21 protein-coding genes and 5 tRNA genes are annotated in these 23,200 nt (G+C 73.2%); 8 read left to right on the forward strand and 18 right to left on the reverse strand.

Annotated features, from left to right (window positions below):
* Positions 1-181: 181 nt before the first annotated feature.
* Complete coding sequence (locus tag ACZ592_RS21390; RefSeq protein ID WP_471583170.1) at positions 182-745, forward strand: CGNR zinc finger domain-containing protein; 564 nt, start codon at positions 182-184, stop codon at positions 743-745.
* Positions 746-784: 39 nt separating this feature from the next.
* Here ACZ592_RS21390 and ACZ592_RS21395 read toward each other — a convergent pair whose 3' ends face one another.
* Both ACZ592_RS21395 and ACZ592_RS21400 read right to left on the reverse strand, forming a co-directional pair.
* Positions 785-1,036: a hypothetical protein gene (locus ACZ592_RS21395; protein WP_471583171.1), complete on the reverse strand. Its 252-nt coding sequence runs from the start codon at positions 1,034-1,036 to the stop codon at positions 785-787.
* A 268-nt stretch (positions 1,037-1,304) separates the two neighbouring features.
* Positions 1,305-1,751 carry a hypothetical protein gene (locus tag ACZ592_RS21400; protein WP_471583172.1) on the reverse strand — a complete coding sequence of 149 codons (447 nt, stop codon included), beginning with the start codon at positions 1,749-1,751 and terminating at the stop codon, positions 1,305-1,307.
* 208 nt (positions 1,752-1,959) lie between these two features.
* On the opposite strand from ACZ592_RS21400, the gene ACZ592_RS21405 reads away from it, so the two are divergent.
* Positions 1,960-2,487 carry a DsbA family protein gene (locus ACZ592_RS21405; protein ID WP_471583173.1) on the forward strand — a complete coding sequence of 176 codons (528 nt, stop codon included), beginning with the start codon at positions 1,960-1,962 and terminating at the stop codon, positions 2,485-2,487.
* Positions 2,488-2,504: 17 nt separating this feature from the next.
* On the opposite strand, the gene ACZ592_RS21410 is transcribed toward ACZ592_RS21405, so the two are convergent.
* The 3 genes from ACZ592_RS21410 to ACZ592_RS21420 are packed head-to-tail and all read right to left on the reverse strand — an operon-like array spanning position 2,505 to position 5,223.
* Entirely contained in the window at positions 2,505-3,326 is an 822-nt protein-coding gene (locus ACZ592_RS21410; RefSeq protein ID WP_471583174.1) for a GNAT family N-acetyltransferase, read from the reverse strand.
* 53 nt (positions 3,327-3,379) lie between these two features.
* Positions 3,380-4,201, reverse strand: a complete 822-nt coding sequence (locus tag ACZ592_RS21415; protein WP_471583175.1) for an aminotransferase class IV — start codon at positions 4,199-4,201, stop codon at positions 3,380-3,382.
* A complete protein-coding gene (locus tag ACZ592_RS21420) occupies positions 4,198-5,223 on the reverse strand; it encodes a chorismate-binding protein (RefSeq protein WP_471583176.1) in 1,026 nt (341 codons plus the stop codon). Before ACZ592_RS21420 ends, ACZ592_RS21415 begins: the two co-directional genes overlap by 4 nt.
* Before the next feature lie 187 nt (positions 5,224-5,410).
* Between ACZ592_RS21420 and ACZ592_RS21425 the strand changes: the two genes are divergently transcribed.
* The 5 genes from ACZ592_RS21425 to ACZ592_RS21445 all read left to right on the forward strand — a co-directional run bounded on the left by ACZ592_RS21425 (position 5,411) and on the right by ACZ592_RS21445 (position 5,900).
* Positions 5,411-5,483 (forward strand) — tRNA-Gly (locus tag ACZ592_RS21425).
* A 40-nt stretch (positions 5,484-5,523) separates the two neighbouring features.
* Positions 5,524-5,597, forward strand: a tRNA-Cys gene (locus tag ACZ592_RS21430).
* A gap of 1 nt (position 5,598) precedes the next feature.
* Positions 5,599-5,670, forward strand: a tRNA-Val gene (locus tag ACZ592_RS21435).
* A 39-nt stretch (positions 5,671-5,709) separates the two neighbouring features.
* Positions 5,710-5,781 (forward strand) — tRNA-Val (locus ACZ592_RS21440).
* 44 nt (positions 5,782-5,825) lie between these two features.
* A tRNA-Val gene (locus ACZ592_RS21445) sits at positions 5,826-5,900 on the forward strand.
* Positions 5,901-5,954: 54 nt separating this feature from the next.
* On the opposite strand, the gene ACZ592_RS21450 is transcribed toward ACZ592_RS21445, so the two are convergent.
* The 4 genes from ACZ592_RS21450 to ACZ592_RS21465 all read right to left on the reverse strand — a co-directional run bounded on the left by ACZ592_RS21450 (position 5,955) and on the right by ACZ592_RS21465 (position 8,744).
* Positions 5,955-6,278 carry a TFIIB-type zinc ribbon-containing protein gene (locus tag ACZ592_RS21450; protein WP_471583177.1) on the reverse strand — a complete coding sequence of 108 codons (324 nt, stop codon included), beginning with the start codon at positions 6,276-6,278 and terminating at the stop codon, positions 5,955-5,957.
* A 69-nt stretch (positions 6,279-6,347) separates the two neighbouring features.
* Positions 6,348-7,310: an aminoglycoside phosphotransferase family protein gene (locus tag ACZ592_RS21455; protein ID WP_471583178.1), complete on the reverse strand. Its 963-nt coding sequence runs from the start codon at positions 7,308-7,310 to the stop codon at positions 6,348-6,350.
* Positions 7,311-8,078: 768 nt separating this feature from the next.
* Positions 8,079-8,282 (reverse strand): hypothetical protein, encoded by a 204-nt coding sequence (locus tag ACZ592_RS21460; protein ID WP_055569527.1) that lies wholly within the window; start codon positions 8,280-8,282, stop codon positions 8,079-8,081.
* A 198-nt stretch (positions 8,283-8,480) separates the two neighbouring features.
* Positions 8,481-8,744, reverse strand: coding sequence for a hypothetical protein (locus ACZ592_RS21465; RefSeq protein ID WP_471583179.1), 264 nt, complete (start codon positions 8,742-8,744; stop codon positions 8,481-8,483).
* 196 nt (positions 8,745-8,940) lie between these two features.
* Here ACZ592_RS21465 and ACZ592_RS21470 point away from each other — a divergent pair, with 196 nt between their 5' ends.
* Entirely contained in the window at positions 8,941-10,272 is a 1,332-nt protein-coding gene (locus ACZ592_RS21470) for a protein kinase domain-containing protein (protein WP_471583498.1), read from the forward strand.
* 107 nt (positions 10,273-10,379) lie between these two features.
* On the opposite strand, the gene ACZ592_RS21475 is transcribed toward ACZ592_RS21470, so the two are convergent.
* The 9 genes from ACZ592_RS21475 to ACZ592_RS21515 all read right to left on the reverse strand — a co-directional run bounded on the left by ACZ592_RS21475 (position 10,380) and on the right by ACZ592_RS21515 (position 23,063).
* Complete coding sequence (locus ACZ592_RS21475; RefSeq protein ID WP_471583180.1) at positions 10,380-11,198, reverse strand: TrmH family RNA methyltransferase; 819 nt, start codon at positions 11,196-11,198, stop codon at positions 10,380-10,382.
* A gap of 126 nt (positions 11,199-11,324) precedes the next feature.
* Entirely contained in the window at positions 11,325-12,557 is a 1,233-nt protein-coding gene (gene cobA / locus ACZ592_RS21480; RefSeq protein WP_471583181.1) for a uroporphyrinogen-III C-methyltransferase, read from the reverse strand.
* A gap of 175 nt (positions 12,558-12,732) precedes the next feature.
* Complete coding sequence (gene cobT / locus ACZ592_RS21485) at positions 12,733-16,917, reverse strand: nicotinate-nucleotide--dimethylbenzimidazole phosphoribosyltransferase (protein ID WP_471583182.1); 4,185 nt, start codon at positions 16,915-16,917, stop codon at positions 12,733-12,735.
* Positions 16,918-17,274: 357 nt separating this feature from the next.
* The gene (cbiE, locus tag ACZ592_RS21490; protein ID WP_471583183.1) at positions 17,275-18,495 is read right to left on the reverse strand and encodes a precorrin-6y C5,15-methyltransferase (decarboxylating) subunit CbiE; all 1,221 of its coding nucleotides are present in this window, start codon (positions 18,493-18,495) and stop codon (positions 17,275-17,277) included.
* 178 nt (positions 18,496-18,673) lie between these two features.
* Complete coding sequence (locus ACZ592_RS21495; RefSeq protein ID WP_471583184.1) at positions 18,674-19,363, reverse strand: GNAT family N-acetyltransferase; 690 nt, start codon at positions 19,361-19,363, stop codon at positions 18,674-18,676.
* 165 nt (positions 19,364-19,528) lie between these two features.
* Complete coding sequence (locus ACZ592_RS21500) at positions 19,529-20,344, reverse strand: MetQ/NlpA family ABC transporter substrate-binding protein (RefSeq protein WP_471583185.1); 816 nt, start codon at positions 20,342-20,344, stop codon at positions 19,529-19,531.
* Between the two features lie 2 nt (positions 20,345-20,346).
* Positions 20,347-21,183: a MetQ/NlpA family ABC transporter substrate-binding protein gene (locus ACZ592_RS21505; RefSeq protein ID WP_471583186.1), complete on the reverse strand. Its 837-nt coding sequence runs from the start codon at positions 21,181-21,183 to the stop codon at positions 20,347-20,349.
* A 78-nt stretch (positions 21,184-21,261) separates the two neighbouring features.
* Positions 21,262-22,008: a methionine ABC transporter permease gene (locus ACZ592_RS21510; protein WP_471583187.1), complete on the reverse strand. Its 747-nt coding sequence runs from the start codon at positions 22,006-22,008 to the stop codon at positions 21,262-21,264.
* Positions 22,005-23,063, reverse strand: a complete 1,059-nt coding sequence (locus ACZ592_RS21515) for a methionine ABC transporter ATP-binding protein (protein WP_471583188.1) — start codon at positions 23,061-23,063, stop codon at positions 22,005-22,007. Before ACZ592_RS21515 ends, ACZ592_RS21510 begins: the two co-directional genes overlap by 4 nt.
* Between the last annotated feature and the right edge of the window lie 137 nt (positions 23,064-23,200).

A 23,200-nucleotide genomic window follows, 5' to 3' on the forward strand; every position in this document is an offset into this window, starting at 1 on the left:
ACCCCCCCCCCCCCCCCCCCCCCCCCCCCCCCCCCCCCCCCCCCCCCCCCCCCTCCCGCCCCCCCCCCCCCCCCCCCCCCCCCCCCCCCCCCCCCCCCCGCCGGTGCGTCCTGCGGGGAAGCGGCTAGCATCGGCCAGCATCGGCGGGCATGGGCCCGACCCCCAGGCCAGGGAGCGCATCGTGCTGATCACCCACGACACCCGGTGTTCCCTCGACGCCGTGGTCGATCTGGTGAACACCGCACCGGAGACGAACGGCACCGACGGGCTCGCGGACGTGACGGCCCTCGGCGCGTTCGTACGAAGCCACGACGTGAGCGATGTCGGCGTGCTCTCGGAAGGGGACCTCGCCGACGTCCACCGCATCCGCGGGCGCTTCGGCGAGGTCTTCGCCAATCCCGAACCTCAGGCGGCATCCGCGATCATCAACGACCTGATCGCGGCGGCGGGCACCACGCCCCGGCTCACCGACCACGACGGCTACGACTGGCACATCCACTACTTCGCGCCCGGCGCGTCCGTCGCGGACCACCTGGCGGCCGACTGCGGGATGGCGCTGGCCTTCTTCGTGGTCGCGGGCGAGCAGGAACGGCTGCGCCGCTGCGAGGCTCCCGACTGCCGGCACGCCTTCGTCGACCTCTCGCGGAACCGCTCGCGCCGCTACTGCGACAGCCGCACCTGCGGCAACCGTCTGCACGTCGCCGCCTACCGTGCCCGCCGCAGGGAGGCCGCGGGCCAGGCGTGAGGTGCGCCCCGCCGCGCGGACCCCGGGACCCCGGGCCCCCTAGAGCAGCAGCAGGTCGTGCAGCGAGGCCAGCAGGATCAGCGTGCCGATCACCGTCAGAAAGATCATCAGGGGTGGCTGGGAGAGGGCGAAGAGGCAGCCCTGCCGTTCTTCCTCGTCGCCGGTGGGCCGCTCCGCTTCGCCGTCGGTGACGGGCCGCTCTACGTCGGCAGGTCGTCGCTCATGGGCCGGTGCCGCGGGTCCGCCGTCGTCCGGCGGGGCCGCATCGCCCTCTGTGGTGGTGTCCAGCATCTCGCGGTGATGATGACGCAGCTCCGGGGCCTTCGCCGACCAACACGCCCGGTCGGAGCGGGAGTTCGCCGGATTCCGTGAACAGGCAAAAGTGCAGCGTCCGGCGCGTTCCGTCCCTGACTCACCGGCGTGTCCCCCCGCGAGACCCGGCGGCACCGGCCGCACTCGAACGAGGGAGCGCTCGCGCCCGTGGAACGCGGGCGGCGGTTGACTGCGAGGACTGCGAGGACTGCGAGGACGAGTGTCCGAGCGGCGCGAGGGCTTTCCGTCAGATGCCGTGCTTCTTCAGGATCGCCTCGATGTCGCTGAAGTCCTCGGCGGGCGCGGCTGCCCGCGGCTTCGCCGCGGGGCGACCGGCGGCCGGGCGGGCGCCCGCGCCGAGCGAGGGCGCCGAGGCCGCCGGGGCGACCGCGTCCCGCTGGGCGGCCTTCGCGGCCTTGCGCTCCTTGCGGGTGCCGCCCGTGCGCCGCTCGACCGCGCGCGTGCCCAGGAACATGAGCCAGGCCGCGCCGAGCACGCCGAAACCGACCCACGCCTTGAGGCTGAACGCCGTGTCGGCCGCCCAGCCGACCACGCCCGTCAGGACCAGACCTATCGGGACCAGGGAGTAGGCGGCGAGGCGGGCCGCGGAGAGGAAACGCTTGCGGTAGGCCGTGACCGCGGCGATGCCCAGCCCGGCCGCGGATACGGCGGAACAGACGGTCTCGGCAATCATCCGGTCCTCCAGGCATGCAGGCGTACGTCGGGAAAAGACGCTGTCGTCCCTTCCATCCTGCACCGACCGGGCGCCCAGGAGCCACGTCCGGAGCAGACCTCAGGGAGATTTCCGGGTCATCTCGGGGTCCGGCCTCCTCCGCAGGTGCCGGTCGGCGGCGGCCCGTCCCGGGTTGGGAGGCGGGTCCGCGGGCTGGGAGACTGGCCCCATGAGCGACTCCCCCTCCGGCCTGCCCGCCCGCCCCCTCGTCCTCGACGTCTGGTGCGAGCTGCAGTGCCCCGACTGCCGTACCGCCCTCGACGACGTCCGCGCCCTGCGCGCCCGCTACGGCGACCGCGTCGAGCTGCGCCTGCGGCACTTCCCCCTCGAGAAGCACCAGCACTCCTTCGCCGCCGCCCAGGCCGCCGAGGAGGCCTTCGAGCAGGGCAAGGGCTGGCCGTACGTCGAGGCGGTGCTCGCCGGGGTCGAGGACCTCGACCGCAAGGGCGAGGCCCACCTGGTGGACACCGCCCGCGAACTCGGTCTGGACGCCGAGGAGTTCGACACCGCCCTGATCGACGGACGGCACATCCTGATCGTCGACGCCGACCAGGCCGAGGGCAAGGCGATCGGCGTCACCGGCACACCCACGTACGTCATCGGCGGCGTGCGGCTGGACGGCGGCAAGAGCCAGGAGGGCTTGCGCGCGCGCGTCGAGGAGGCCGTCGACCGACTGCTCGCGGCCGACGCCGGCTGACGACCCGCGGCCCGCGGCTAGAGCAGCGTCTTGTAAAGGTAGTACGAGGTCGGTTCGTAGCCGAGGGAGTCGTACAGGCACTGGGCCGGGGCGTTCGCCGCGAAGACGTTGAGGCCGATGCGGCCGTGCCCGGCCGCGCGGGCCTGCGTCTCCGCGGCGAGCATCAGGGAACGGCCGTGGCCGCGCCCGCGGTGCCCGGCGTCGACCTCGACGTCGAAGACGAACGCGGCGCCGTCGAGCACGGACAGCCACAGGGTGCCCACCGGGACGTCCTCGTGGGTGAGCACGCTCAGCCACGAGTCGCGCGTCGCCAGGCCGTCCGGCAGGTTGCGGGCGTGGTCGTCCTCCGACTTGGCGCGCGCCTCGGGCTCGGGGACGCCGCGGTCGATCCAGGTGTGCGCGTAGAGCTCCTTGGCGCGCGCCAGCCACGGGACGTACTCGTCCTGCGTCATCGGGCGCCACGCGGTGCCCTCGGGCAGCGCGGCCACCTCCCCGAGCGGCTTCGCCATCCGACGGCTCCGCTCCAGGTATCCGAGGGCGCCGGCCAGCCGCATCCCCGCCGCGGCCTCGGCGGGGACGGTCACCTCGATGCGCGTGCAGCCCCAGCCCCTGGCCACTTCCTCGGCGGCGAGCGCCGCCACCGTGCCGCGGCCGCGCCTGCGGTCCGGCTCCGCGATCCGCAGATCGTGGAGCCGGCAGACCCGGGGGCCGAAGACCTCGTGTGTGGCGAGACGTATCGACCCCACGGGGCGACTGTTCACGCACACGTCGTACGAGCGCGCCTTGGCGCCGTCGGCGCCCTGCTGAAGCGGCCCGGTCGGCCGCAGGGTCGTGGTCATCACTCAGGTTCTACCCGCCACGGGCCCGCAGCGTCACCGGGGTTTCCCCGGACTTACGGATCCAGGTCGTCCGCGGCCCGCTCGTCGAAGACGCGCATCGCCTTGGCGGTCACCGGGCCCGGGGCGCCGGGGAGTTGGCGGTCGTCGACGCGGTGCACGGCCTGGACGTCACGCAGCGTCGACGTCAGGAAGATCTCGTCGGCGCGGGAGAGGACGTCCAGGGGCAGATCCGTCTCGCGCGCGCCCGTCCACTCGACGGTCAGCGCGCGCGTGATGCCCGCGAGGCACCCGGAGGCGACGGGCGGGGTGTGGATCTCGCCGTCGAGCACGACGAAGACGTTGGAGCCCGTGCCCTCACAGAGCTGTCCGACGGTGTTGGCGAACAGCGCCTCCGAAGCGCCCTGTTCGTGCGCGCGGGCCAGGGCCACCACGTTCTCCGCGTACGAGGTGGTCTTCAGGCCGGTCAGCGCGCCGCGTTCGTTGCGGGTCCACGGCACCGTGATCACCGCGGTGGTGTCGGGGCGCCGCCCGGCCTCGCCGAGGGCCACGACAAGCGTCGGGCCGTGGTCGCCGCGGTCCGAACCGAGCGGCGAGAGCCCTCCGGTGTAGGTGATCCGCAGCCGGCCGAGCGGGAGCGGGTTGGCCGCCAGGACGGCGGCACAGGCGCGGCGCACCTCGTCGAGGTCCGGCTCGGGCAGCCCGAGGCCGCGCGCGGAGCGCGCGAGCCGGTCCAGGTGGCGGGTCAGGGCGAAGGGCCTGCCCTCGACCGACTTCACCGTCTCGAAGATGCCGTCGCCCACCGTCAGCCCGTGGTCGAGCACGGAGACGCGGGCGGCGTCGAGGTCCTGCAGCCCGTCATTGAGCCAGATCTTCACGTTGGGGTTCCTCCACTCGCTTCGTACGTTCCCGACGCTACCGCCAGCAGCCGTGCGGCCTTCAGCTCGGTCTCGCGCCACTCCCCCTCGGGGTCCGAGCCCCAGGTGATGCCCGCTCCGGTGCCGAAGCGCAGCATGCCCTCGGCGCGGTCGATCCAGAAGGTGCGGATGCCGACGGCGAGCTCTCCGGTGCCCCGGTCCGCGTCGACCCAGCCGATGCCGCCGCAGTACGGGCCGCGGGCAGCGGTCTCCAGTTCGTCGATGATGCGCAGCGCGCTGGTCTTCGGGGCGCCGGTGACGGAACCGGGCGGGAACGTGGCGTCGAACAGTTCGGGCCAGCCCGCGCCGGGGCGCAGCTCGCCGGCGACGGTGGAGACGAGGTGGACGAGCCCGGGGTGCTTCTCGACCACGCAGAGGTCGGGGACGGTCACCGAACCGGTGGCGCAGACGCGCCCGAGGTCGTTGCGGACGAGGTCCACGATCATGACGTTCTCGGCGTAGTCCTTCTCAAGGAGGTCGGCCTCGGTCCGTCCGGTGCCCTTGATGGGCCCCGACTCCACCGTGCGTCCCGTGCGGCGCAGGAAGAGCTCCGGGGAGGCGGTCGCCATCTCCACGCCGTGGGCGGGCAGCCGGATCGTTCCGGCGTACGGAGCGGGGTTTCCGCGCGCGAGGAGGGACGTCAGGGCGTCCACGTCGGCGTCGGAGGGGACGGGCGCGGACAGCACGCGGCAGAGGTTGGCCTGGTAGACCTCGCCCGCGGCTATGTACGCGCGCACCCGCCGCACGCCGTCCGTGTACGCGACACGGTCGAGCGACGACGTCCAGTCACCGGTGGCCGGGCCGTGCCACCCGCCCGGGACGGGCGCGGGCACGCTCTCCCGGCGCACGTCGTCGAAGCGGGCGCAGACCAGACCCCCCTCGAAGTCCCTGGACACCGCCCAGAAGCCGGCGGAGTCCAGGGCCGCGGGGTCACTGGTCACGTCGCGCAGTCGGGTGGCCACGCGACCGCCGAAGCGCGCCATGGGAGGGAGCGAGGAAGGGGATGTCAGAGGGGGGTTGTGCACGGCTGTGAGTCTATGACCGGTGTCCCGGCGGCGCCTCGGGCCGACGACAGCGCAGCACGCTGCGCAAACGCGTTTTTGTACTGGCCCAGGAATCCGCTAGAGTTCAACACGTCGCCGGGACGCGCAAGCGGACCGGGAAAGACAAGCGGACGTAGCTCAGTTGGTAGAGCGCAACCTTGCCAAGGTTGAGGTCGCCAGTTCGAACCTGGTCGTCCGCTCGCAGGAAAGTGGGGGATCTTCCCGACCCCCCGCACTCCTGGTGGAGTGGCCGAGAGGCGAGGCAACGGCCTGCAAAGCCGTCTACACGGGTTCAAATCCCGTCTCCACCTCCAAGGACGATTAGCTCAGCGGGAGAGCGCTTCCCTGACACGGAAGAGGTCACTGGTTCAATCCCAGTATCGTCCACTGGATCCTCACGAAGGTCAGCTTCACGAGGGTCGTCCCGCGCGATTAGCTCAGCGGGAGAGCGCTTCCCTGACACGGAAGAGGTCACTGGTTCAATCCCAGTATCGCGCACGCAGTACGTACCACCGCAGCACGCAGCACACGCAGGATCACCCGCGCGATTAGCTCAGCGGGAGAGCGCTTCCCTGACACGGAAGAGGTCACTGGTTCAATCCCAGTATCGCGCACCATCCGTACGAAGCCCCCGGCCGTCTCCTCGGCCGGGGGCTTCGTCGTTCCTCCGGTCAGGAGGAGAAGAGCATGTGCCCGAAGCTCTTGTGGCGCTTGTCGTGGCCGTAGTGGCCACCGTGCCCGCCGTGGCTCCCGTGGCCCCCATGGCCACCGTGCTGCGGCACGCCCCAGGCCGGGGCCTGGGCCGGGTAGCCCTGGGGGCCGGGCGGCGCGGGCGGCGGCGGAGCCTGCTGGCCGCCCCACTGCGACTCCAGGCGGGTCAGGGACTCCAGCTCGCCGTAGTCCAGGAATATCCCGCGGCAGTTGTTGCACTGCTCGATCTGGACGCCGTTTCGGTTGTACGTGTGCATCGGTGCGTGACACTTGGGGCACTGCATGGGCGGCTCAACTCCTCGCCGGTGGTGACTGCTTCGCCGGAACACTGCCCGGCTCCGGTGCGTCGCACCCTACTTCGTCGCGTCCGGCGTCAACTCGGGCGGGCGAGCGGTCACTCCGGGCATCCGGTCGCAGGCGTCGATCAAGGCCTGCTCGATCTCGTCCAGGGGGCGGCCGGCCGCGGCCGACTTGGCGATGGCCAGGGCGGCGGTCTGCACGGTCAGGGCGCGGGCCGGGACGTCCAGGGCCGCCCAGGGGTCGGCGCCGTCCGCGGGGACCGCCGGGCCGCCGGCGCTCCGGTAGGCGTCCAGGAAACGGGCCCACTCCTCCGGGGTGAGCAGGCCGCAGGCGTACCAGGCGGCGGGTCGGGCCAGGTCCCACGCGGGGTCGCCCGCGCCGAGGTCGTCGACGTCGATGAGCAGCCAGTGACCTTCGGGGGCGCGCACGAGCTGACCGAGGTGGAGGTCGCCGTGGCACAGGTGCCATGGCCCGGCCGTCGGGGCCGGGGTCTCCGCACGGGCCCAGGGCGGCAGGCCCGCCCAGGCCCGCAGGACCGGGCGCGCGGCCGGGTGCGGGCCCGCCGCGCGGAGCCGCTCGACGGCACGGGCCGCCTTGAGGGGGCCCCGCATCGGCGGGAGCGGGACCGGCAGGGCGGTGGGGGGTGTGGCGTGGAGCCGGGCGAGGAGGCGGGCGGCGGCCTCCCAGGGGGCCGCGTCGGGGTCGTCGCGGTCGACCGGGGTGCCGTACGGCCAGATGGTGACGAGGCGGACGTGCAGGGGGGTGGCGCCGGGGCTCAGGGGGCCGAGGAGGGTGCCGGGGAGGCAGGCGGCCACGTCGAGGCGTACCGCCAGCTCGGCGGGGTCCGTGTCGGGGGCGTGGGCTTTCGCGACGACATCACCGTGCCGCACGACGGTGGCGTCCGCGCGCTCGGCGAGTACGGCGTCGCCGGTCCCACAGGCGCAGGGCCCTCCGGGCAGGGGGTGGGCGGTGGCGCGGGCCTTGGCGGTCAGGGCGGGGAGGAGCGCGGGGGTCACGGGCTTCCGTAGGTCGAGAGGAGCGGGAACGGCGCGAGCCGCGAGAACGGTGAGAGCGGTGAGAGCGGTGAGGACTCTGCCGCCGAAGAGTACGGCCGCCGCGCGGGTTCGTCCGCAACCTTGACCGGTACGCGGCAGGTTCGGGGGCCTGTACGCGGCAGGTCCGGGGCCTGCCGGCCCGTGGGGCGCCGGCCGTCGCGCCTCGGGGCGCTCCACGGGCGGGGGCTAGCCGTGAAGTGCCACGACTGGCCCTGGCGCTCGCGCGCCGGGCCTCGCACCGCACAGGGCCGCTTCCTTGGCCTGTTCCAGGAGTTCGTCGCGGCCCTTGTCGCCCTGCCGCACTCCAGGAGGGGCGCGGCAGCCGGCCGGGGTGCGAGCCGTGCGGGCGACGGCGCGGCCCATCTGGGCGTGGCGGGCGGGGGCGACATGGTCGATGTATCGACATACATTCCCGGCCATGTCCTGGGGGTTGCCCGAAGCGAGACCGATGAGAGACCGCCGAGAACCGCGCAAGCGCGTCGGTGCGGGCAGCACGTCGGCCGTACCGGCCGGTGAGGGCTCGCCCGCACTCCCCCGACCTCCGCGCCAAGGGCCGGCGTCCACCCGCGGAAGCGGGCCTCATCGGCGCCCCCGAAGGACGGCGCATGGCAATGCCCGCGCAGCTCCCCAGCTGCGCGGGCATTTTGCCGTCCGCCGCACCCCCGTCCCCACGGGGTTTCATGGCCGGATGTCCCCGCCCGGACCGCTCTTCCGGGCCAGGGGCGCCGCTCAGCGCCCCAGCATCACGCCCACGGACGACGCTTGTGTGACCACTGCTTCCCAGCCGCCGAAGACGACCACGAGCAGGGCTGCCAGGGGGAGGACCATGGCCGTCGCCACCAAGGGGTGGCGCGTGCCGGACGGGCGGACGCCGAACGCGGAGAACCTGCGCCCTTGCGTGCGGATCATGGTCCGCGGTGCCGTGTCCGCCATGATTCCTCTCCTGACTATTTCGCTGTGGATCGTGCAGCGGCGAGTGTCTGACCTCGGGGGACGAGTGCTCCACCCGCCGCTTGACCTCAAATCTAGGGCTGTGAGGAGTCCGGGGCGTCATGCCTTCGTACCGATTGCCGGGCCTCCCGGAGGATGACCGACCGGCGCCCACGTACTCCCGTGGGTGGAGAAGAGGTCCTAGGACTCAGGGTCTTCCCGGAGGAGGCGGGACGCCTCGGAGGCGTCCTCCCTCGGAACCGGCTGCTCGACCAGGGCCAGCACGCGGGTCGCCATGAACCGCGCCGTGCGCACCACGGTGCCTGTGCGGGTGACTTCGCTCACTTCCACCACTCCCCTGCGGACCGCTGTCTCCACCCGCCGACCGGCCCTGCTCGCCACCACTTCGTACATCCGGGTCGTGTCACCGGCATCCACGACTATCTCCACGCGATCACCCTTCACGGGATCAATCCCCCTTCAGCGATGGATGGTTGGTGATCGGGGCCGCGCCAACGCCCCCTTTCCCCCCGTCCCCTGACCACTCTTCAAGTTTCCCATCCGGCACTGACAATCGATCGGCCCACGAGGGCGCGGCCTCTGCACGTGCCCGGCCGCGGAAACGTAAGCTGTGGCTCGTCAGACGGACCGGGTAGCGGGGATGGACATGGCGATGATGCGGCTCCGGCGCGAGGACCCGCGTGTCGTCGGCTCGTTCAGGTTGCACAGGCGCCTGGGCGCCGGCGGCATGGGGGTCGTCTATCTGGGGTCGGACCGGCGGGGGCAGCGCGTCGCCCTGAAGGTGATCCGGCCCGACCTGGCGGAGGATCAGGAGTTCCGGTCGCGGTTCGCCCGCGAGGTGTCGGCCGCCCGGCGCATCCGGGGCGGCTGTACCGCGCGGCTCGTCGCCGCCGACCTGGACGCGGACCGGCCGTGGTTCGCCACGCAGTACGTACCCGGGCCCTCGCTGCACGACAAGGTCGCCGCCGAGGGGCCGCTCACCGCGGCCGACGTGGCCGTCGTCGGATCGGCGCTGGCCGAGGGGCTCGTGGCCGTGCACGAGGCCGGTGTCGTGCACCGCGACCTCAAGCCGTCGAACATCCTGCTGTCCCCGAAGGGGCCGCGGATCATCGACTTCGGCATCGCCTGGGCCACCGGCGCCTCGACGCTGACGCACGTGGGGACAGCCGTGGGCTCACCCGGCTTCCTCGCTCCCGAACAGGTGCGCGGTGCCGCGGTCACGCCCGCCACCGACGTCTTCGCCCTCGGCGCCACGCTCGCGTACGCCGGCATGGCGGACTCACCCTTCGGGCACGGCAGTTCCGAGGTCATGCTCTACCGGGTGGTGCACGAGGAGGCGCAGCTGCACGGCGTGCCCGACGCGCTCGCGCCGCTCATCAGGGCCTGTCTCGCCAAGGACCCCGAGGAGCGGCCCAGCACGCTCCAACTCTCGCTCCGGCTGAAGGAGATCGCCGCCCGCGAGGCCCAGGGCCTCGGCGACGCCAGGCCGCCCGCGCCCCGCCAGGACCACGACCGTCCGACGGGCAGGCTCGCCGAGAGCTACGTGGACGAGCGCACCCAGCGGCGTCCCGCGCCGGGCCACACTCCCCCGCCGCGGTCGGGGCCCCCGCGGACCGGTTCGTCCCGGCCCGGCGCCTCGCGGTCCGGCTCCCGGCCCTCGGGACCCCGCAACACGACACGGTCGGGCAACAGGTCCGCCCCGCGCAGCGGCACCGGGCGTCAGGGGCCGCGTACCACCGGCACGGGCCGGCGCGGTCCCGCCAACCCGCGGCTGCTGCGGCAGCGGCTCTTCGTGTTCGTCGTCGTGACGCTGCTGGTCGCGCTGGGCATCGCCGCCGCCCAGGGCTGCCAGGGCCCCGCCCGTGGCATGGGGAGCGGCGAACCGGGCCCGCGGGACCGGGCGGTCTCCCGGCAGGTGGACGGGCGGACTGCGTCCCAGCACGTCGAAGCGGCTTTCGAGCGGCAGAAGTAGGCAGCAGGCCGACGGGGGCCGCGGGCCAGCGGGGGCCGCGGGCCGGCGGGGGCCGCGCGTCGAGGGACGCGCGGCTTTCCCTCACCGCCTGCGGCTGAACCGTGCGCTCAGGACTGCGGGCGGCCCGTCGCCACCGCGTAGAAGGCGACCGCCGCCGCCGCGCCCACGTTGAGCGAGTCCACGCCGTGGGCCATCGGGATGCGGACCCACTCGTCGGCGGCGACCAGTGCCTGGGTGGAGAGGCCGTCGCCCTCCGCGCCGAGCATCAGCGCGACGCGGTCCATGCGGTGCGGCGCCGCCTCGTCCAGGGACTTGGCCTTCTCGTCGGGGGTCAGGGCGAGGAGGTTGAAGCCGGCCTCGCGCACGCCCTCCAGGCCCTTGGGCCAGGACTCCAGGCGGGCGTAGGGGACCGAGAAGACGGCGCCCATCGACACCTTCACGGAGCGGCGGTAGAGCGGGTCCGCACAGTCCGGGGAGAGCAGGACCGCGTCCATGCCGAGCGCGGCGGCCGAGCGGAAGATCGCGCCGATGTTGGTGTGGTCGTTCACCGCCTCCATGACGACCACCCTGCGGGTCGTGGCGAGGAGCTCGTCGGCGGTGGGCAGCGGCTTGCGCTGCATGGAGGCGAGGGCGCCGCGGTGCACGTGGTAGCCGGTGACCCGCTCGGCGAGCTCGGGGCTGACCGCGTACACCGGGGCCGGGAGCTCGTCGATGACGTCGCGCATGACGTCGACCCACTTGGCCGAGAGCAGCATCGAGCGCATCTCGTAACCGGCGTCCTTGGCCCGTCTGATGACCTTCTCGCCCTCCGCGATGAACAGGCCCTCGGCAGGTTCGCGCTTGCGGCGCAGCTCGACGTCGGTCAGGCCTGTGTAGTCGCGCAGGCGCGGGTCGTCGGGGTCGTCGACGGTGATGAGATCAGCCACAGGGTGATACTGCCTTGTCCTGGGTGTGGTGCCAACGGCTCCGGACGGGTTCCGTTACCGGTGGTTACGTGCGGGGGTTTCGGGGCGGGGCGTGCGGGTGGGGCGGGTGAGTCGGGCGGGCGGGGGTCACGCGGGGCCGGCGGGACCCACCTTCACCACGTCGCCGATGACGATGACGGCCGGGGGCCGCACCTCGTGGGTGCGCACCGCGTCGGCGACCGTGCCGAGTGTCGCGTCGACGCGGCGCTGGGCGGCCGTGGTGCCCTCCTGGATCAGGGCGAGCGGGGTGTCCGCGGACTTGCCGTGGGTGATCAGGGCCTCGGCGATCTTGCCGATCTTGTCCACGCCCATCAGGATCACGAGGGTGCCGCGCAGCTTGGCCAGCGACTCCCAGTCCACCAGGGACCGCTCGTCGTCCGGCGCCACATGCCCGCTGACCACGGTGAACTCGTGGGCGACACCGCGGTGGGTGACCGGGATGCCGGCCGCCGAGGGCACGGAGATCGAGCTGGAGATGCCGGGCACGACCGTGCAGGCGATGCCCGCCTCGGCGAGCGCCTGGGCCTCCTCCATGCCGCGGCCGAAGACATAGGGGTCACCGCCCTTGAGGCGGACGACGGCCTTGCCCTGCTTGGCGTGCTCGATCAGCGCGTTGTTGATCGCTTCCTGGGCCATGTAGCGGCCGTACGGGATCTTCGCTGCGTCGATGACCTCGACGTGCGGCGGGAGCTCGTCGAGGAGGTCGCGGGGGCCGAGCCGGTCGGCGACGACCACGTCCGCGGCGGCGAGCAGGCGCCGACCCCGCACGGTGATCAGGTCGGGGTCGCCGGGGCCGCCGCCGACGAGGGCCACGCCGGGGTTCCGGGTGCGCAGGTGGGGGGCGACCAGGCTGCCGTCGCGCAGCCCCTCGACGACCGCGTCGCGGATGGCGGCCGTGCGCCGGGGGTCGCGGTCCTGGATGTCGCTGGAGAGGACCGCGACGGTGACGCCCTCGGAGCGGCCGGTGGCCGGGGTCCAGGCCGTGGCCGCCTCCGCGTCGTCGGACCGCACGCACCAGACGCGGTCCCGCTCCGCCTCCGCGGAGGCCAGGGTGTTCGCCTCGGGGTCGCTGGTGGCGATCAGGGCGTACCAGGCGCCCTGGAGGTCGCCCGCCTCGTACCTGCGCCGGGTCCAGCCGATCTCGCCCGCGTCGGCCATCGCCTCCACCGAGGGGGTCGCCGACGGCGAGACGAGGGTGATGTCCGCGCCCGCCTTGATGAGGGCCGGGAGGCGGCGCTGGGCGACCTGGCCGCCGCCGAGGACGACGACACGACGGCCGGTCAGGCGGAGGCCTACGGGGTAGGCGGGGTTTTCGGCCATGGCGGGGTGGCTCCTCGTACGGGGCGTGACGACTGCCGCTGCGACGCTGGAGCGGCCGTTTGACGTGCGGGTTCAGTATGGCCGGGGCGGGGCCGGGGTTCTCCCCCGAGCCCCGCCCCGTGCCGGCTGTGACACTCTGCGGCTGCGCCGCGTGGGGGTTTCGCCCCCGGTTCGGCTACTTCTCGGTGACGCCCGCCGAGTCGAACGTGGCCACTTCGTGCATCGCGCGGGCGGCGCTCTGGACGACCGGCAGGGCGAGGAGCGCGCCCGTGCCCTCGCCGAGGCGCAGGTCCAGGTCGACCAGCGGGCGCAGACCCAGCTTGTTCAGGGCGGCGACGTGGCCCGGCTCGGCGCTGCGGTGACCCGCGATGCAGGCCGCGAGGACCTCGGGGGCGATGGCGCGGGCGACCAGGGCGGCGGCTCCGGCGCTGACGCCGTCCAGGATCACCGGGGTGCGCAGGGACGCGCCGCCCAGGAGCAGGCCGACCATCGCCGCGTGCTCCAGGCCACCGATCGCCGCCAGGACGCCGATCGGGTCGGCCGGGTCGGGCTGGTGGAGTTCCAGGGCGCGGCGGACCACCTCGACCTTGCGGGTGTGCATCTCGTCGTTGATGCCCGTGCCGCGTCCGGTGACCTCGGCCGGGTCGGTGTCCGTGTAGACGGAGATCAGGGCCGCGGACGCGGTGGTGTTCGCGATGCCCATCTCGCCGGTGAGCAGCGCCTTGTTGCCCGCCGCCACGAGGTCGCGGGCCGTCTCGATGCCGACCTCGACGGCCGCCTTGACCTCTTCGCGGGTCAGGGCGGGACCGGTGGTCATGTCCGCCGTGCCCGCGCGCACCTTGCGGGGCAAGAGGCCGGGCGTCGCCGGGAGTTCGCAGGCCACGCCCACGTCGATGACGCAGACCTCGGCGCCGACCTGGTTGGCGAAGGCGTTGCAGACCGCGCCGCCGCCGAGGAAGTTGGCGACCATCTGCGCGGTCACCTCCTGCGGCCAGGCGGTGACGCCCTGGGCGTGCACACCGTGGTCGCCCGCGAAGATCGCGACGGCCGCGGGCTCCGGGATCGGCGGCGGGCACATCCGGGACAGGCCCGAGAGCTGCGCGGAGATGATCTCCAGCATGCCGAGCGCGCCCGGCGGCTTGGTCATGCGCTTCTGGCGCTCCCACGCCTCGCCGAGCGCCTTGGCGTCCAGCGGGCGGATGTTGGAGACGGTCTCCGCGAGCAGGTCGTGCGGGTCCTCGCCGGGCAGGGCACGGCGGCCGTACGTCTCCTCGTGGACGACCCAGGACAGCGGGCGGCGCTTGGACCAGCCGGCCTGCATCAGCTCGGGCTCGTCGGGGAACTCGTCGACGTATCCGACACAGAGGTAGGCGACCACCTCGAGGTGCTCGGGCAGGCCCAGCGCACGGACCATCTCGCGCTCGTCGAAGAAGCTGACCCAGCCGACGCCGAGGCCTTCGGCACGGGCGGCGAGCCAGAGGTTCTCCACGGCGAGAGCCGAGGAGTAGGGGGCCATCTGCGGCTGCGTGTGCCGGCCGAGGGTGTGGCGGCCGCCGCGGGTGGGGTCGGCGGTGACGACGATGTTCACCGGGGTGTCGAGGATGGCCTCGATCTTCAGTTCCTTGAACTGCTTCGCGCGGCCCTTGGGGAGGGACTTGGCGTACGCGTCGCGCTGGCGCAGCGCCAGTTCGTGCATGGTGCGCCGGGTCTCGGCGGACTTGATGACGACGAAGTCCCAGGGCTGCGAGTGGCCGACCGACGGGGCGGTGTGCGCGGCCTCGAGGACGCGGAGCAGCACCTCGTGCGGGATGGCGTCGGAGCGGAAGCCGTTGCGGATGTCGCGGCGCTCGCGCATCACGCGCAGGACGGCCTCGCGCTCGGCGTCGGCGTAGCCCGGGGCGGCGGTGCCCGGCGACGTCGCCGGCCCGTCGGGTCCGGTGCCCTCCTCCACCAGGAGCTCGGGCACCTCGGCGCCCTCGACCGGGAGGAGCTCGGGTGCTTCGGCGTCCGGCGCCCCGCCCGTCTCGGGGGCTTCCGGCGCGGCGACGGCCGCGAGGGCCTCGGGGCCCTCGGTCGTCTCGGGAGCGGGGGCGTCAGGCGCTTCGGCCATCTCGGGTGCTTCGGCCACTTCGGTCACTTCGTTCGCTTCGATCGGTTCGAACGAGATGACGTCGTCGGCCTCGTCCGGCCCTTCGGCCGGGTCGGCCGTCTCGGGGGCGGCGGGGAACTCGTTCGGAGTCGCCGCCGAGGAGACAATACGGGGCACAGCGGAGACGGCCGGGCCCTGGGGGGCCTCTCCGGCTCCGGGCACGGCCTCGCCGGCCGGGGCGGCGGGGCCGCCCTCGTCCGTCAGGACGGGCTCGCCCTCCTGGACTACCGCGTCCGCCGCCTCCGGCGCGGGAGCCGGCACGTCGGCGGACGCCGTCGGCTCGGCTCCGTCACGCGGGGCGGGGACGGTGGCGGCGGGCTGCTCGGCCTCGGACGTCCCTTCCGCGACGGCCGGGGACCCAAGGGCCGGGGAACCGGGGGCCGCGGCCTCGGCGGGCACGGCCTCGGGCGCCACGGCTTGCGCCGCGTCCACGGGCGGTACGGCGGCGGGGGCGAAGCCCGCCGGGTCGGCGGACGGGGCCTGCGCATCGGTGGGCGCGAGGCCGTCGGTGCCGGGAGCCGCGGCGTCCTGGACCGCCTGGGCCGCGTGCTCGGCCGGGACCCCGGGGGCGTCCTCGGCGGCCGGGGCCTCCTGAGGGACGATCACGGGGTGCGGCGGCGTCGGCGCCAGGTGCGGCGTGGTCGGGAGCGAGCCCTCGACCGGCACGAACTGGCCGAGGGGCGCGGGGCCTTGGGTTCCGTACTCGTCCGCGCCCCGGGGGTTCGTGGGAGCGTCGGGGTCCTGTGGGCCCTGCTGCTCGAAGTGGTGCGGCTCCGGCGCGGCGTGCCGGGCCTCGGCGGGATACCCGCCGTCCGACGCGTGGACGTCCTGGGGCACCCCGCCGGACGCGACGGGCGCGGCGTGCGCGCCGTGGACGGCGTCGGGGCCGAAGCCGGGCTGGGCGATCTCCTCGGCGGGCGGCACCTGGGCGCCGTCCCACGGCTGGGCGGAGGCGACGGCGAACGCCGGCCCGCCCACGGTGGCGGGCACGGCCTGCGCGAACGCCGGCTCCCCGGCCGGCGGGAAGTTCTGGTCCGCGGCCGGGAAGCGCTGCTCGTCCAGGGGGGCCCGGCCGGGCTCGGGGAGCCGCCCGAGGTCAGGGGCGTACTGGGCCTGCGGCTGCGGCTGCGCCTGGGCCGGCACCTGCATCTGCTGGTCCTGCGACTGCGGCTGGGCATCGGCGGGCAGTTCGGAGGGCGCCGCGTCCGTGGGCTCGGAGGCCTGAGGGGCCTGTGCAACCTGCGGGGCTTCCGCGGCTTCCGGTTCCGATGTGATGGCCGAAGCCGCTGATGCCGCCGATACGGCCGAGTCGGCTGAGGCGTCCGTGAAGCCCGGGGCACCTGCGGTGTCCGGGACGACCGTTTCTGCTGGTGCGGGGTAGGCCCCCCGCTCCGGCTGCCCTTGTGCCGACGGCTCCTGCGCCACGGGCTCCTGCCCCTGCGGCGCCCACGGCGCACCCCCCTGCGGCACGGCCTCGCCGAGCTGCGGCGTGGGCATGCCCGACTCGTCGCGCGGGATGTCGAGGTACTCGGGACCGGTCGGCGGCCCCGCGTGGCGCGCCGGCGCGGTGTGCTGCTGCGCGGGCATCGCGCCCGCGGGGCCCCGGTCGGCGAGCGAGCGCACGGGGCTGCCCATGCCGTCGGGCACGGACGGGGCCGCCGGGCCGCGGTGGAGCGGGCGCCTGGCGGGGCCCGGGTGGGAGGGGGCGGGGGTGCCGCCGGGGAGCTGGACGCCGTTCAGGTCGACCGAGCCGCTGTCGCGGCCCGAGGTCTCGTGCGGCCCCGGCTGGTGGACGGACGCGGCGGGACGCGGCTGAGCGGCGGGCGCCTGCCGGGCGGCCTGACCCGGCCCGGTCGGCCCCTGCACCCCGGTCGGCCCCTGCACGGAGGCCCCGCCCTGCGCCTGCTGCCCCTGCGGCCCGCCGTGACCGGCACCCCGGCCGTGGCCGGACGCCTGCCCCGGGAACCCCTGGGCCTGCGCCGCCTGGGCCTGTGCCTCGCTCCAGGCGCCCTGGGCGCCCGGCATCAGCAGCAGGTCGTCGTCATCGGCGGGGACGTTCTCGGAGGGGGCGGCCGGGTCGACGAAGGTATACGCACCCGGTGCGGGAACGCCCGGCTGCTGCGCCCCCATGCCCTGCACGGGCCCGGAAGGTGCACCGTTGCCTGCGCCCTCCGGCAGTCCCTCACCCGGGACCTGGCCGGTGTCGGTCATGCGTAACCCCTCGCCCATCGGTTAGTGCTTCTTCGACCGCCCCTCGGCCTTCGGCCGGGGAGGCCCCATCGCCCGGAGCGGCGCACCGACCGCCCGTCATGCTCAACGAGCGTGTGCGCCGCGCGGCACGAACCGCGCTCCGGACAACAGGCATTGTCCCTGTCGGTCCGCCGCCGCGGCAGGTTGATCGGCCACGGCCCGCTGTGGACTGCGCCACGTTGCGCGTCCAGCCGGTCATGCCGTACCACACACCACCCAAAAACGGGCGAGCTTTCCGGACATTGACCAACGAACTGCTGGGCACCCGGGTGCAGTACAACGATCGGCCAGCCTACCCCGCACCGTGCGCCGGCAGGGTCACGGGGAACGGTCGGGCAGACGCCCCGAGAGCAGGAATGCCACGGTCCGCTTCTCCTCGCGCCACACCCGTGTGTCGAGCTCGACGGACTGCAGGAGAGCGCATTCGACGACGTATCCGTGCTCGCTCAGATCCCTGCCGATCAGCTCGGCGGCGTCGCGTGTCGCGGCATGCGTCACGATGCGTTCCGGGCGGCGGTCGGCGACCGCGGAGACCACCGCGGCTCCCCCGCCGCCCACGCGTACGACATCGGGTTCGGGCAGGTCTTCGAGGACGTGCGGGGCGATGCCGTGCACGGTCTGGGCCTGGACCCCGAAGCGGCGGACGGCGGCCGTGGTGCGGCCGAGGGCGTCGGCGTCGCGGTCGACGGCGATCACGGCGGCACCGAAGCGCGCGGCCTCCGCGGTGAAGGCGCCGCTGCCGCAGCCGATGTCCCAGACGAGGTCTCCCACGCGCGGCCCCGTGCGGGCGAGTTGGGCGGCCCGCAGCCGGTCGTGCTCCCCCTCGCCGAGCCAGATGTCACCGCCGTACTCGGCCGCGGGCAGCGCCCAGCCGCGCGGGGTGGCCGCCGGTTCGCGCCCGGCGATCCAGCCGGTGTCGCGGGAGGCCGTGGCGCCGGAGCCGCCGATGACGATGACCACGTTCGGGTCGCGCCAGGCATGGTCGGCCGCGTTGTCCGAGGTGACGACGGAGACCTGCTCGCGCTCGGTGCCGAGCTCCTCACAGATCACGAAGGTGCGGTGGACGCCCTCCATGAGCAGGCCGAGCTCGGCGGGCCCCGCGCCGGGCGAGGTGAGGACGGCGACCTTCGTGTGGGCGCGGCAGACGTTCACGGCGCGGCGCAGGGTGCGGCGGTGGGCGACCACGACCTCGGCGTCGTCCCAGGGCATGCCCGCGCGGGCGAAGGCCTGGGCGACGGAGGAGACGGCGGGCACCACTTCGACCTCCAGGCCGAATTCCGGGGCGCGCAGGGTGCGGACCACGCCGAAGAAGCCGGGGTCGCCGTCGGCCAGGACGACGGCGGTGCCGCGGTGGGCGGCGATGCGGCGGGCGGCGAGGCCCACGCTGCCCAGGCGGATCCTTTCGGCACGGGCGGGGAGCTCGTCCAGTGCCAGGTGGTGGGCGGCGCCCGCCACGAGCGTCGCGGCGCTGAGCGCGGAGCGTGCCGCGGCCGTCAGCGGCGTACCGTCCCAGCCGATCACCGTGACCCGGTCGGCCATCGTCGTCTCTCTCCTGGGTTCTCGCGGGTCGTCAGTGCGGGGCGGTGGTGGCTGGTGAGGATCAACCGCGCACGCGGCCAGGGGCGAGCGTACCTGCTGGGAGCCTGCGGCGGCCGGGGCCGGGAGCCGGCCGGCCCGGCGGGACGGGCAGGGGCTCGGCCGACGGCGGGCCGCGGAGTCAGTTCCAGTCGGAGTAGGCCGAGAATCCGCTGTCGGCGAGGCTCTCGGAGACGCCTTCGAGGTCCTCGGGGAGCAGGCTCCACACGATGAGGTCGGTGCGCAGCTCGAGCCAGCCGCCGAAGGGATCGCCGCCGTTGCGCGTGCGCGCTATCCACGCGCCGCGCAGGACGCCCTCGCTGATGCAGCCGATCTTCTGCGCGACCTGCTGGGCGGCGGTGTTGTCGGCGGCGGTGCGCAGTTCTATGCGCTCGAACTTCTGGTCGTGGAAGAGCCATTGGGCGGTGGCGAGCGCCGCCTCCGACGCGTAGCCCTCGCCGCGCGCCCAGGGGGCGACGACGTAGTTCAGCTCGGTGGAGCGCACCCGCCAGTCGGTGCCGCGGAGTTGGATGATGCCGACAAGGCGCTGGGTGAGGAACTCGGTGACGGCGAGGACGATGCCGCGGCCCTCGACGCGCTCGGCGGGGGCGAGTCGGGTGATCCAGTCGAGGGCGTCGGCCTCGGTGTAGGGCTGGGGCACGGAGGTCCAGGCGGTGACGAGTTCGTCGTTCATCATCTCCGCGTACGCGGGGGCGTCCGCCTCTTCGAGAGGGCGCAGCACCAACCGCTCCGTGCTGATGGAGATGTCGGGAAGACCCGAAGGCCTCGAAGAGCCCGAAGAGCCCGGTGCGCCCGAGGAGGCTGTAGTCATGCGCCGCTCCGTAACCTTCATAGACCTGAAGGACCTTCACCTTTCGGTCTTCTGAAGTGCCCAGCATGCAGCATGCACGGGCCCAGACGCACCACGGGGTCCTCTCCCGGTGAGGGAGAGGACCCCGTGGGACACCGCGCGGGCATCGCACGCGCGGCGGGTGGTTCAGCCCGCGTCGACGGGCACGACGGACCCCTTGTACTTGTCCTCGATGAACTTCTTCACTTCGGGCGAGGTCAGCAGCTTCGCGAGCTTCCTGACCTTCGGGTCGTCCTGGTCGCCCTTCTTGACGGCGAGGACGTTGTTGTAGGGGTTGTCCTTCGGGGACTCCAAAAGGACGGCGTCCTTCTTGGGGCTGAGCCCGGCGTCGAGCGCGTAGTTGTTGTTGATGACCGCACCGCCGAGGTCGTCGAGCGAGCGCGGCAGCTGCGCCGGGTCGAGCGGCTTGACGGTGAGCTTCTTCGGGTTGGACGTGATGTCCTCGGGCGTCGCGGTGCCGCCGACGCCCTTCTTGAGCCCGATGACGCCTTCGGAGGCGAGCAGTTGGAGCGCCCGGCCCTCGTTGGTCGTGTCGTTCGGGACGCCCACGATCGCGCCCTTGGGCAGGTCGCCGACGTCCTTGACCTTCTTGCTGTACACACCCATCGGAGGCAGGTACACCTCGGTGACGGGCACCAGGTCCGTCTTCTTGGACTTGTTGAACTCCGTCAGATACGGGGTGTGCTGGTACAGGTTGGCGTCGAGGGAGCCTTCCTGGAGCGCGGTGTTCGGCGTGTTGTAGTCCGTGAACTCCCGAATCTCGAGGTCGAGTCCCTCCTTCTTCGCGAGGTCCTTCTGGATGTACGCGAGGACTTCGCCGGCCGGGGTCGGGGTGGCGCCGACGACGAGCTTGTCGCCGTTCCCCGAGCCCCCGCCGCACGCGGTGAGGCCGAGGCTCAGGGCCAGGGTCCCCGCCGCGGCGGCGATGACGGACGTACGCATGATCAGAACGCCGCGACGACGGCGCCGTCGTACTTCTCGTCGATGAACTTCTTGACCTCGGGCGAGGTGAGGAGCTTGGCGAGCTTCTTCACGCGCGGGTCGTTCTCGTCGCCCTTCTTCACCGCGAGGAAGTTGCCGTAGGGGTTGCCCTTGGCCTTCTCGGCGACGAGGGCGTCCTTGGCGGGGCTCAGCGCGGGCTTGGCCTCCAGGGCGTAGTTGCCGTTGATCACCGCGGCCTGGACGTCGCTCAGGGTGCGGGGCACCGCGGGGGCCTCGAGCTCCTTGAACTTGATGTTCTTGGGGTTCTTGGCGATGTCCTTGGGGGTGGCCGTGTAGCCGGCGCCCTTCTTGAGCTCGATGAGGCCGTTGTCCTCGAGGAGCTTGAGTGCGCGTGCCTCGTTGGTGGTGTCGTTCGGGATGGCGACGGTGGCGCCGTTCTCCAGGTCGTCGAGCTTCTTGACCTTCTTGGAGTACACGCCGAGCGGCTCCAGGTGAACCGTGGCTCCCGGGACGGGCACGATGTCCGTGCCGTTCTTCTTGTTGAAGTCGTCGAGGTACGGCTTGTGCTGGAAGTAGTTCGCGAAGACCTCACCCTGCTGAACCGCGTTGTTCGGCGTGATGTAGTCGGTGAACTCCTTCACCTCGAGGTCGAGGCCGGCCTTCTTGGCGAGGTTCTTCTGGACGTAGTCCAGGATCTCGCCCTGCGGGGTCGGGGTCGCGGCGACGACGAGCTTGCCGTCCTTGTCGCCCGCGGAGTCCTTGGAGCCGCAGGCGGAGAGCCCGAGAGTGAGGGCTCCGGCGGCGAGGACAGCGGTGGTGATCTTGGCGGTGTTACGCACGAAAAGTGCCTTTCTCCATGGGTGGTGCCGGTGGTGCAGCCCCGCGTGGGTGGCGGGGAGGTCTGCGGTGGGGCCGGATCAGCCGGTCTTGGTGGTCGACTCGGTGGCGACCTTGCCGGGCAGCGTGCCGCGCAGCGGACGGAAGAGCAGCAGCGGACCGGAGCCGCCGCCGCGCTTGTGCAGCCTGCGGGCCGCGTAGTCACCGGCGAACTGGATGATCGAGATGACCACGGCGAGGACCGCCACGGTGATCCACATCAGTTCGGTCTCGAAGCGCTGGTAGCCGTAGCGCAGGGCCAGGTCGCCCAGGCCGCCGCCGCCGACCGTGCCCGCCATCGCGGAGTAGCCGATGAGGGCGACGACCGTGGTGGTGGCACCGGAGATCAGCGAGGGCAGCGACTCCGGGACGAGGACCTTGCGCACGACGGTCCAGGTGGAGCCGCCCATCGACTGCACGGCCTCGACGAGCCCGCCGTCGACCTCACGGACCGAGGTCTCCACCAGGCGCGCGAAGAACGGGATGGCGCCGATGGCGAGCGGCACGAGGGCGGCCTCACGGCCGATGGTGGTGCCGACGACCCAGCGCGTGAAGCCCATCAGGGCGACCATCAGGATGATGAAGGGCATCGAGCGGACGATGTTCACGATCTGCCCGAGCACCTTGTTGAGCAGTGCGTTCTGCAGGAGCCCGCCGCGCTCGGTGAGGATGAGCAGGATGCCGATGGGCAGTCCGGCGACGATGGCTATCAGCGTCGACCAGCCCACCATGTAGAGGGTGTCCCAACACGCCTGCTCCAGCAGGGGCTGCATCTCCGACCAGGTCACTTGGCACCTTCCTTGACCAGCAGCGTGGTGTCCTTCGGCGTGGTCGCGGGGTCTTCGCCCGCGATGTCCACCTGCAGGCCCTGCTCGCGCAGGAAGCCGATCGGTACGACGTTCTCCTCGAAGCGGCCGGGCAGTTCGATGCGCATGCGGCCGACCTGCTTGCCCGCGACGGTGTCCATCGCGGCGCCGAGGATCGAGATGTCGATGTTGTACGTGCGCGACAGCTGGGAGATGACCGGCTGGGTCGCGGCCTCGCCGTGGAAGGTCACGTCGACGACGGTGCGGTCCTCGCCGGTGGGCTCGCCGCTGACGGGGAAGAGCGCGGCGGCGAGCTCGGAGCCGGGCGTCGCGAGCAGTTCGCTGACCGTGCCGGACTCGATGATCTGCCCGCGCTCCATCAGGGCGGCGGAGTCGCAGACGCTCTTGACGACGTCCATCTCGTGCGTGATGAGCAGGACGGTCAGGCCGAGCTGCTGGTTGAGGTCGCGCAGGAGCTGGAGGATGGAGCGGGTGGTCTCGGGGTCCAGCGCGCTGGTCGCCTCGTCGGAGAGCAGCACCTTCGGGTCGCCGGCCAGCGCGCGGGCGATGCCGACGCGCTGCTTCTGGCCGCCGGAGAGCTGGGCCGGGTAGGACCTCGCCTTGTCGGCGAGGCCGACCAGGTCGAGGAGTTCGAGGGCCTTGCGGGAGCGCTCCTGACCGCTGAGGCCGAGGATCTCCAGGGGCAGCTCGACGTTGTCCTGCACGGTGCGCGAGGACAGCAGGTTGAAGTGCTGGAAGACCATGCCGATGCGGTTGCGGGCCCGGCGCAGTTCCTTGCCCGCCCGCGGTCCGCGTCCCGCGAGGGCGGTGAGGTCCTGGCCCGCGACGGTCACGGTGCCGGAGGTGGGGCGCTCCAGGAGGTTGACGCAGCGGATCAGGGAGGATTTGCCGGCGCCGGACTGGCCGATGACGCCGTACACCTCACCCTCGCGGACGTGCAGGTCGACTCCGTCGAGGGCGGTTACTTCACGACCGCGTGAGCGGTAGACCTTGGTGAGGCCGGAAGTGGTGATCACAGGGGATTCCGTCACTGTCGAGTGCGCGGCGCGGGTGTGGCCGGGCACGGGGCATTCGTTCGGAACGCGGCACGGTTCTCGCGGTGGTGGGGCGGGGAACCGGAGGACGTGTGCGCGGGGCAGGCTCGCTTCCTACG

The sequence above is a fragment of the Streptomyces sp. NPDC040622 genome (genome assembly GCF_055593965.1).

Bases quoted from the DNA above. Each gene is read 5' to 3' on its own strand.
- ACZ592_RS21395 (WP_471583171.1), bottom strand. From the start codon at position 1,036: ATGCTGGACACCACCACAGAGGGCGATGCGGCCCCGCCGGACGACGGC.
- ACZ592_RS21400 (WP_471583172.1), bottom strand. From the start codon at position 1,751: ATGATTGCCGAGACCGTCTGTTCCGCCGTATCCGCGGCCGGGCTGGGC.
- ACZ592_RS21405 (WP_471583173.1), top strand. From the start codon at position 1,960: ATGAGCGACTCCCCCTCCGGCCTGCCCGCCCGCCCCCTCGTCCTCGAC.
- ACZ592_RS21410 (WP_471583174.1), bottom strand. From the start codon at position 3,326: ATGACCACGACCCTGCGGCCGACCGGGCCGCTTCAGCAGGGCGCCGAC.
- ACZ592_RS21420 (WP_471583176.1), bottom strand. From the start codon at position 5,223: ATGGCGCGCTTCGGCGGTCGCGTGGCCACCCGACTGCGCGACGTGACC.
- ACZ592_RS21450 (WP_471583177.1), bottom strand. From the start codon at position 6,278: ATGCAGTGCCCCAAGTGTCACGCACCGATGCACACGTACAACCGAAAC.
- ACZ592_RS21460 (WP_055569527.1), bottom strand. From the start codon at position 8,282: ATGGCGGACACGGCACCGCGGACCATGATCCGCACGCAAGGGCGCAGG.
- ACZ592_RS21470 (WP_471583498.1), top strand. From the start codon at position 8,941: ATGGACATGGCGATGATGCGGCTCCGGCGCGAGGACCCGCGTGTCGTC.
- cobA (WP_471583181.1), bottom strand. From the start codon at position 12,557: ATGGCCGAAAACCCCGCCTACCCCGTAGGCCTCCGCCTGACCGGCCGT.
- cobT (WP_471583182.1), bottom strand. From the start codon at position 16,917: ATGACCGACACCGGCCAGGTCCCGGGTGAGGGACTGCCGGAGGGCGCA.
- cbiE (WP_471583183.1), bottom strand. From the start codon at position 18,495: ATGGCCGACCGGGTCACGGTGATCGGCTGGGACGGTACGCCGCTGACG.
- ACZ592_RS21495 (WP_471583184.1), bottom strand. From the start codon at position 19,363: ATGACTACAGCCTCCTCGGGCGCACCGGGCTCTTCGGGCTCTTCGAGG.
- ACZ592_RS21500 (WP_471583185.1), bottom strand. From the start codon at position 20,344: ATGCGTACGTCCGTCATCGCCGCCGCGGCGGGGACCCTGGCCCTGAGC.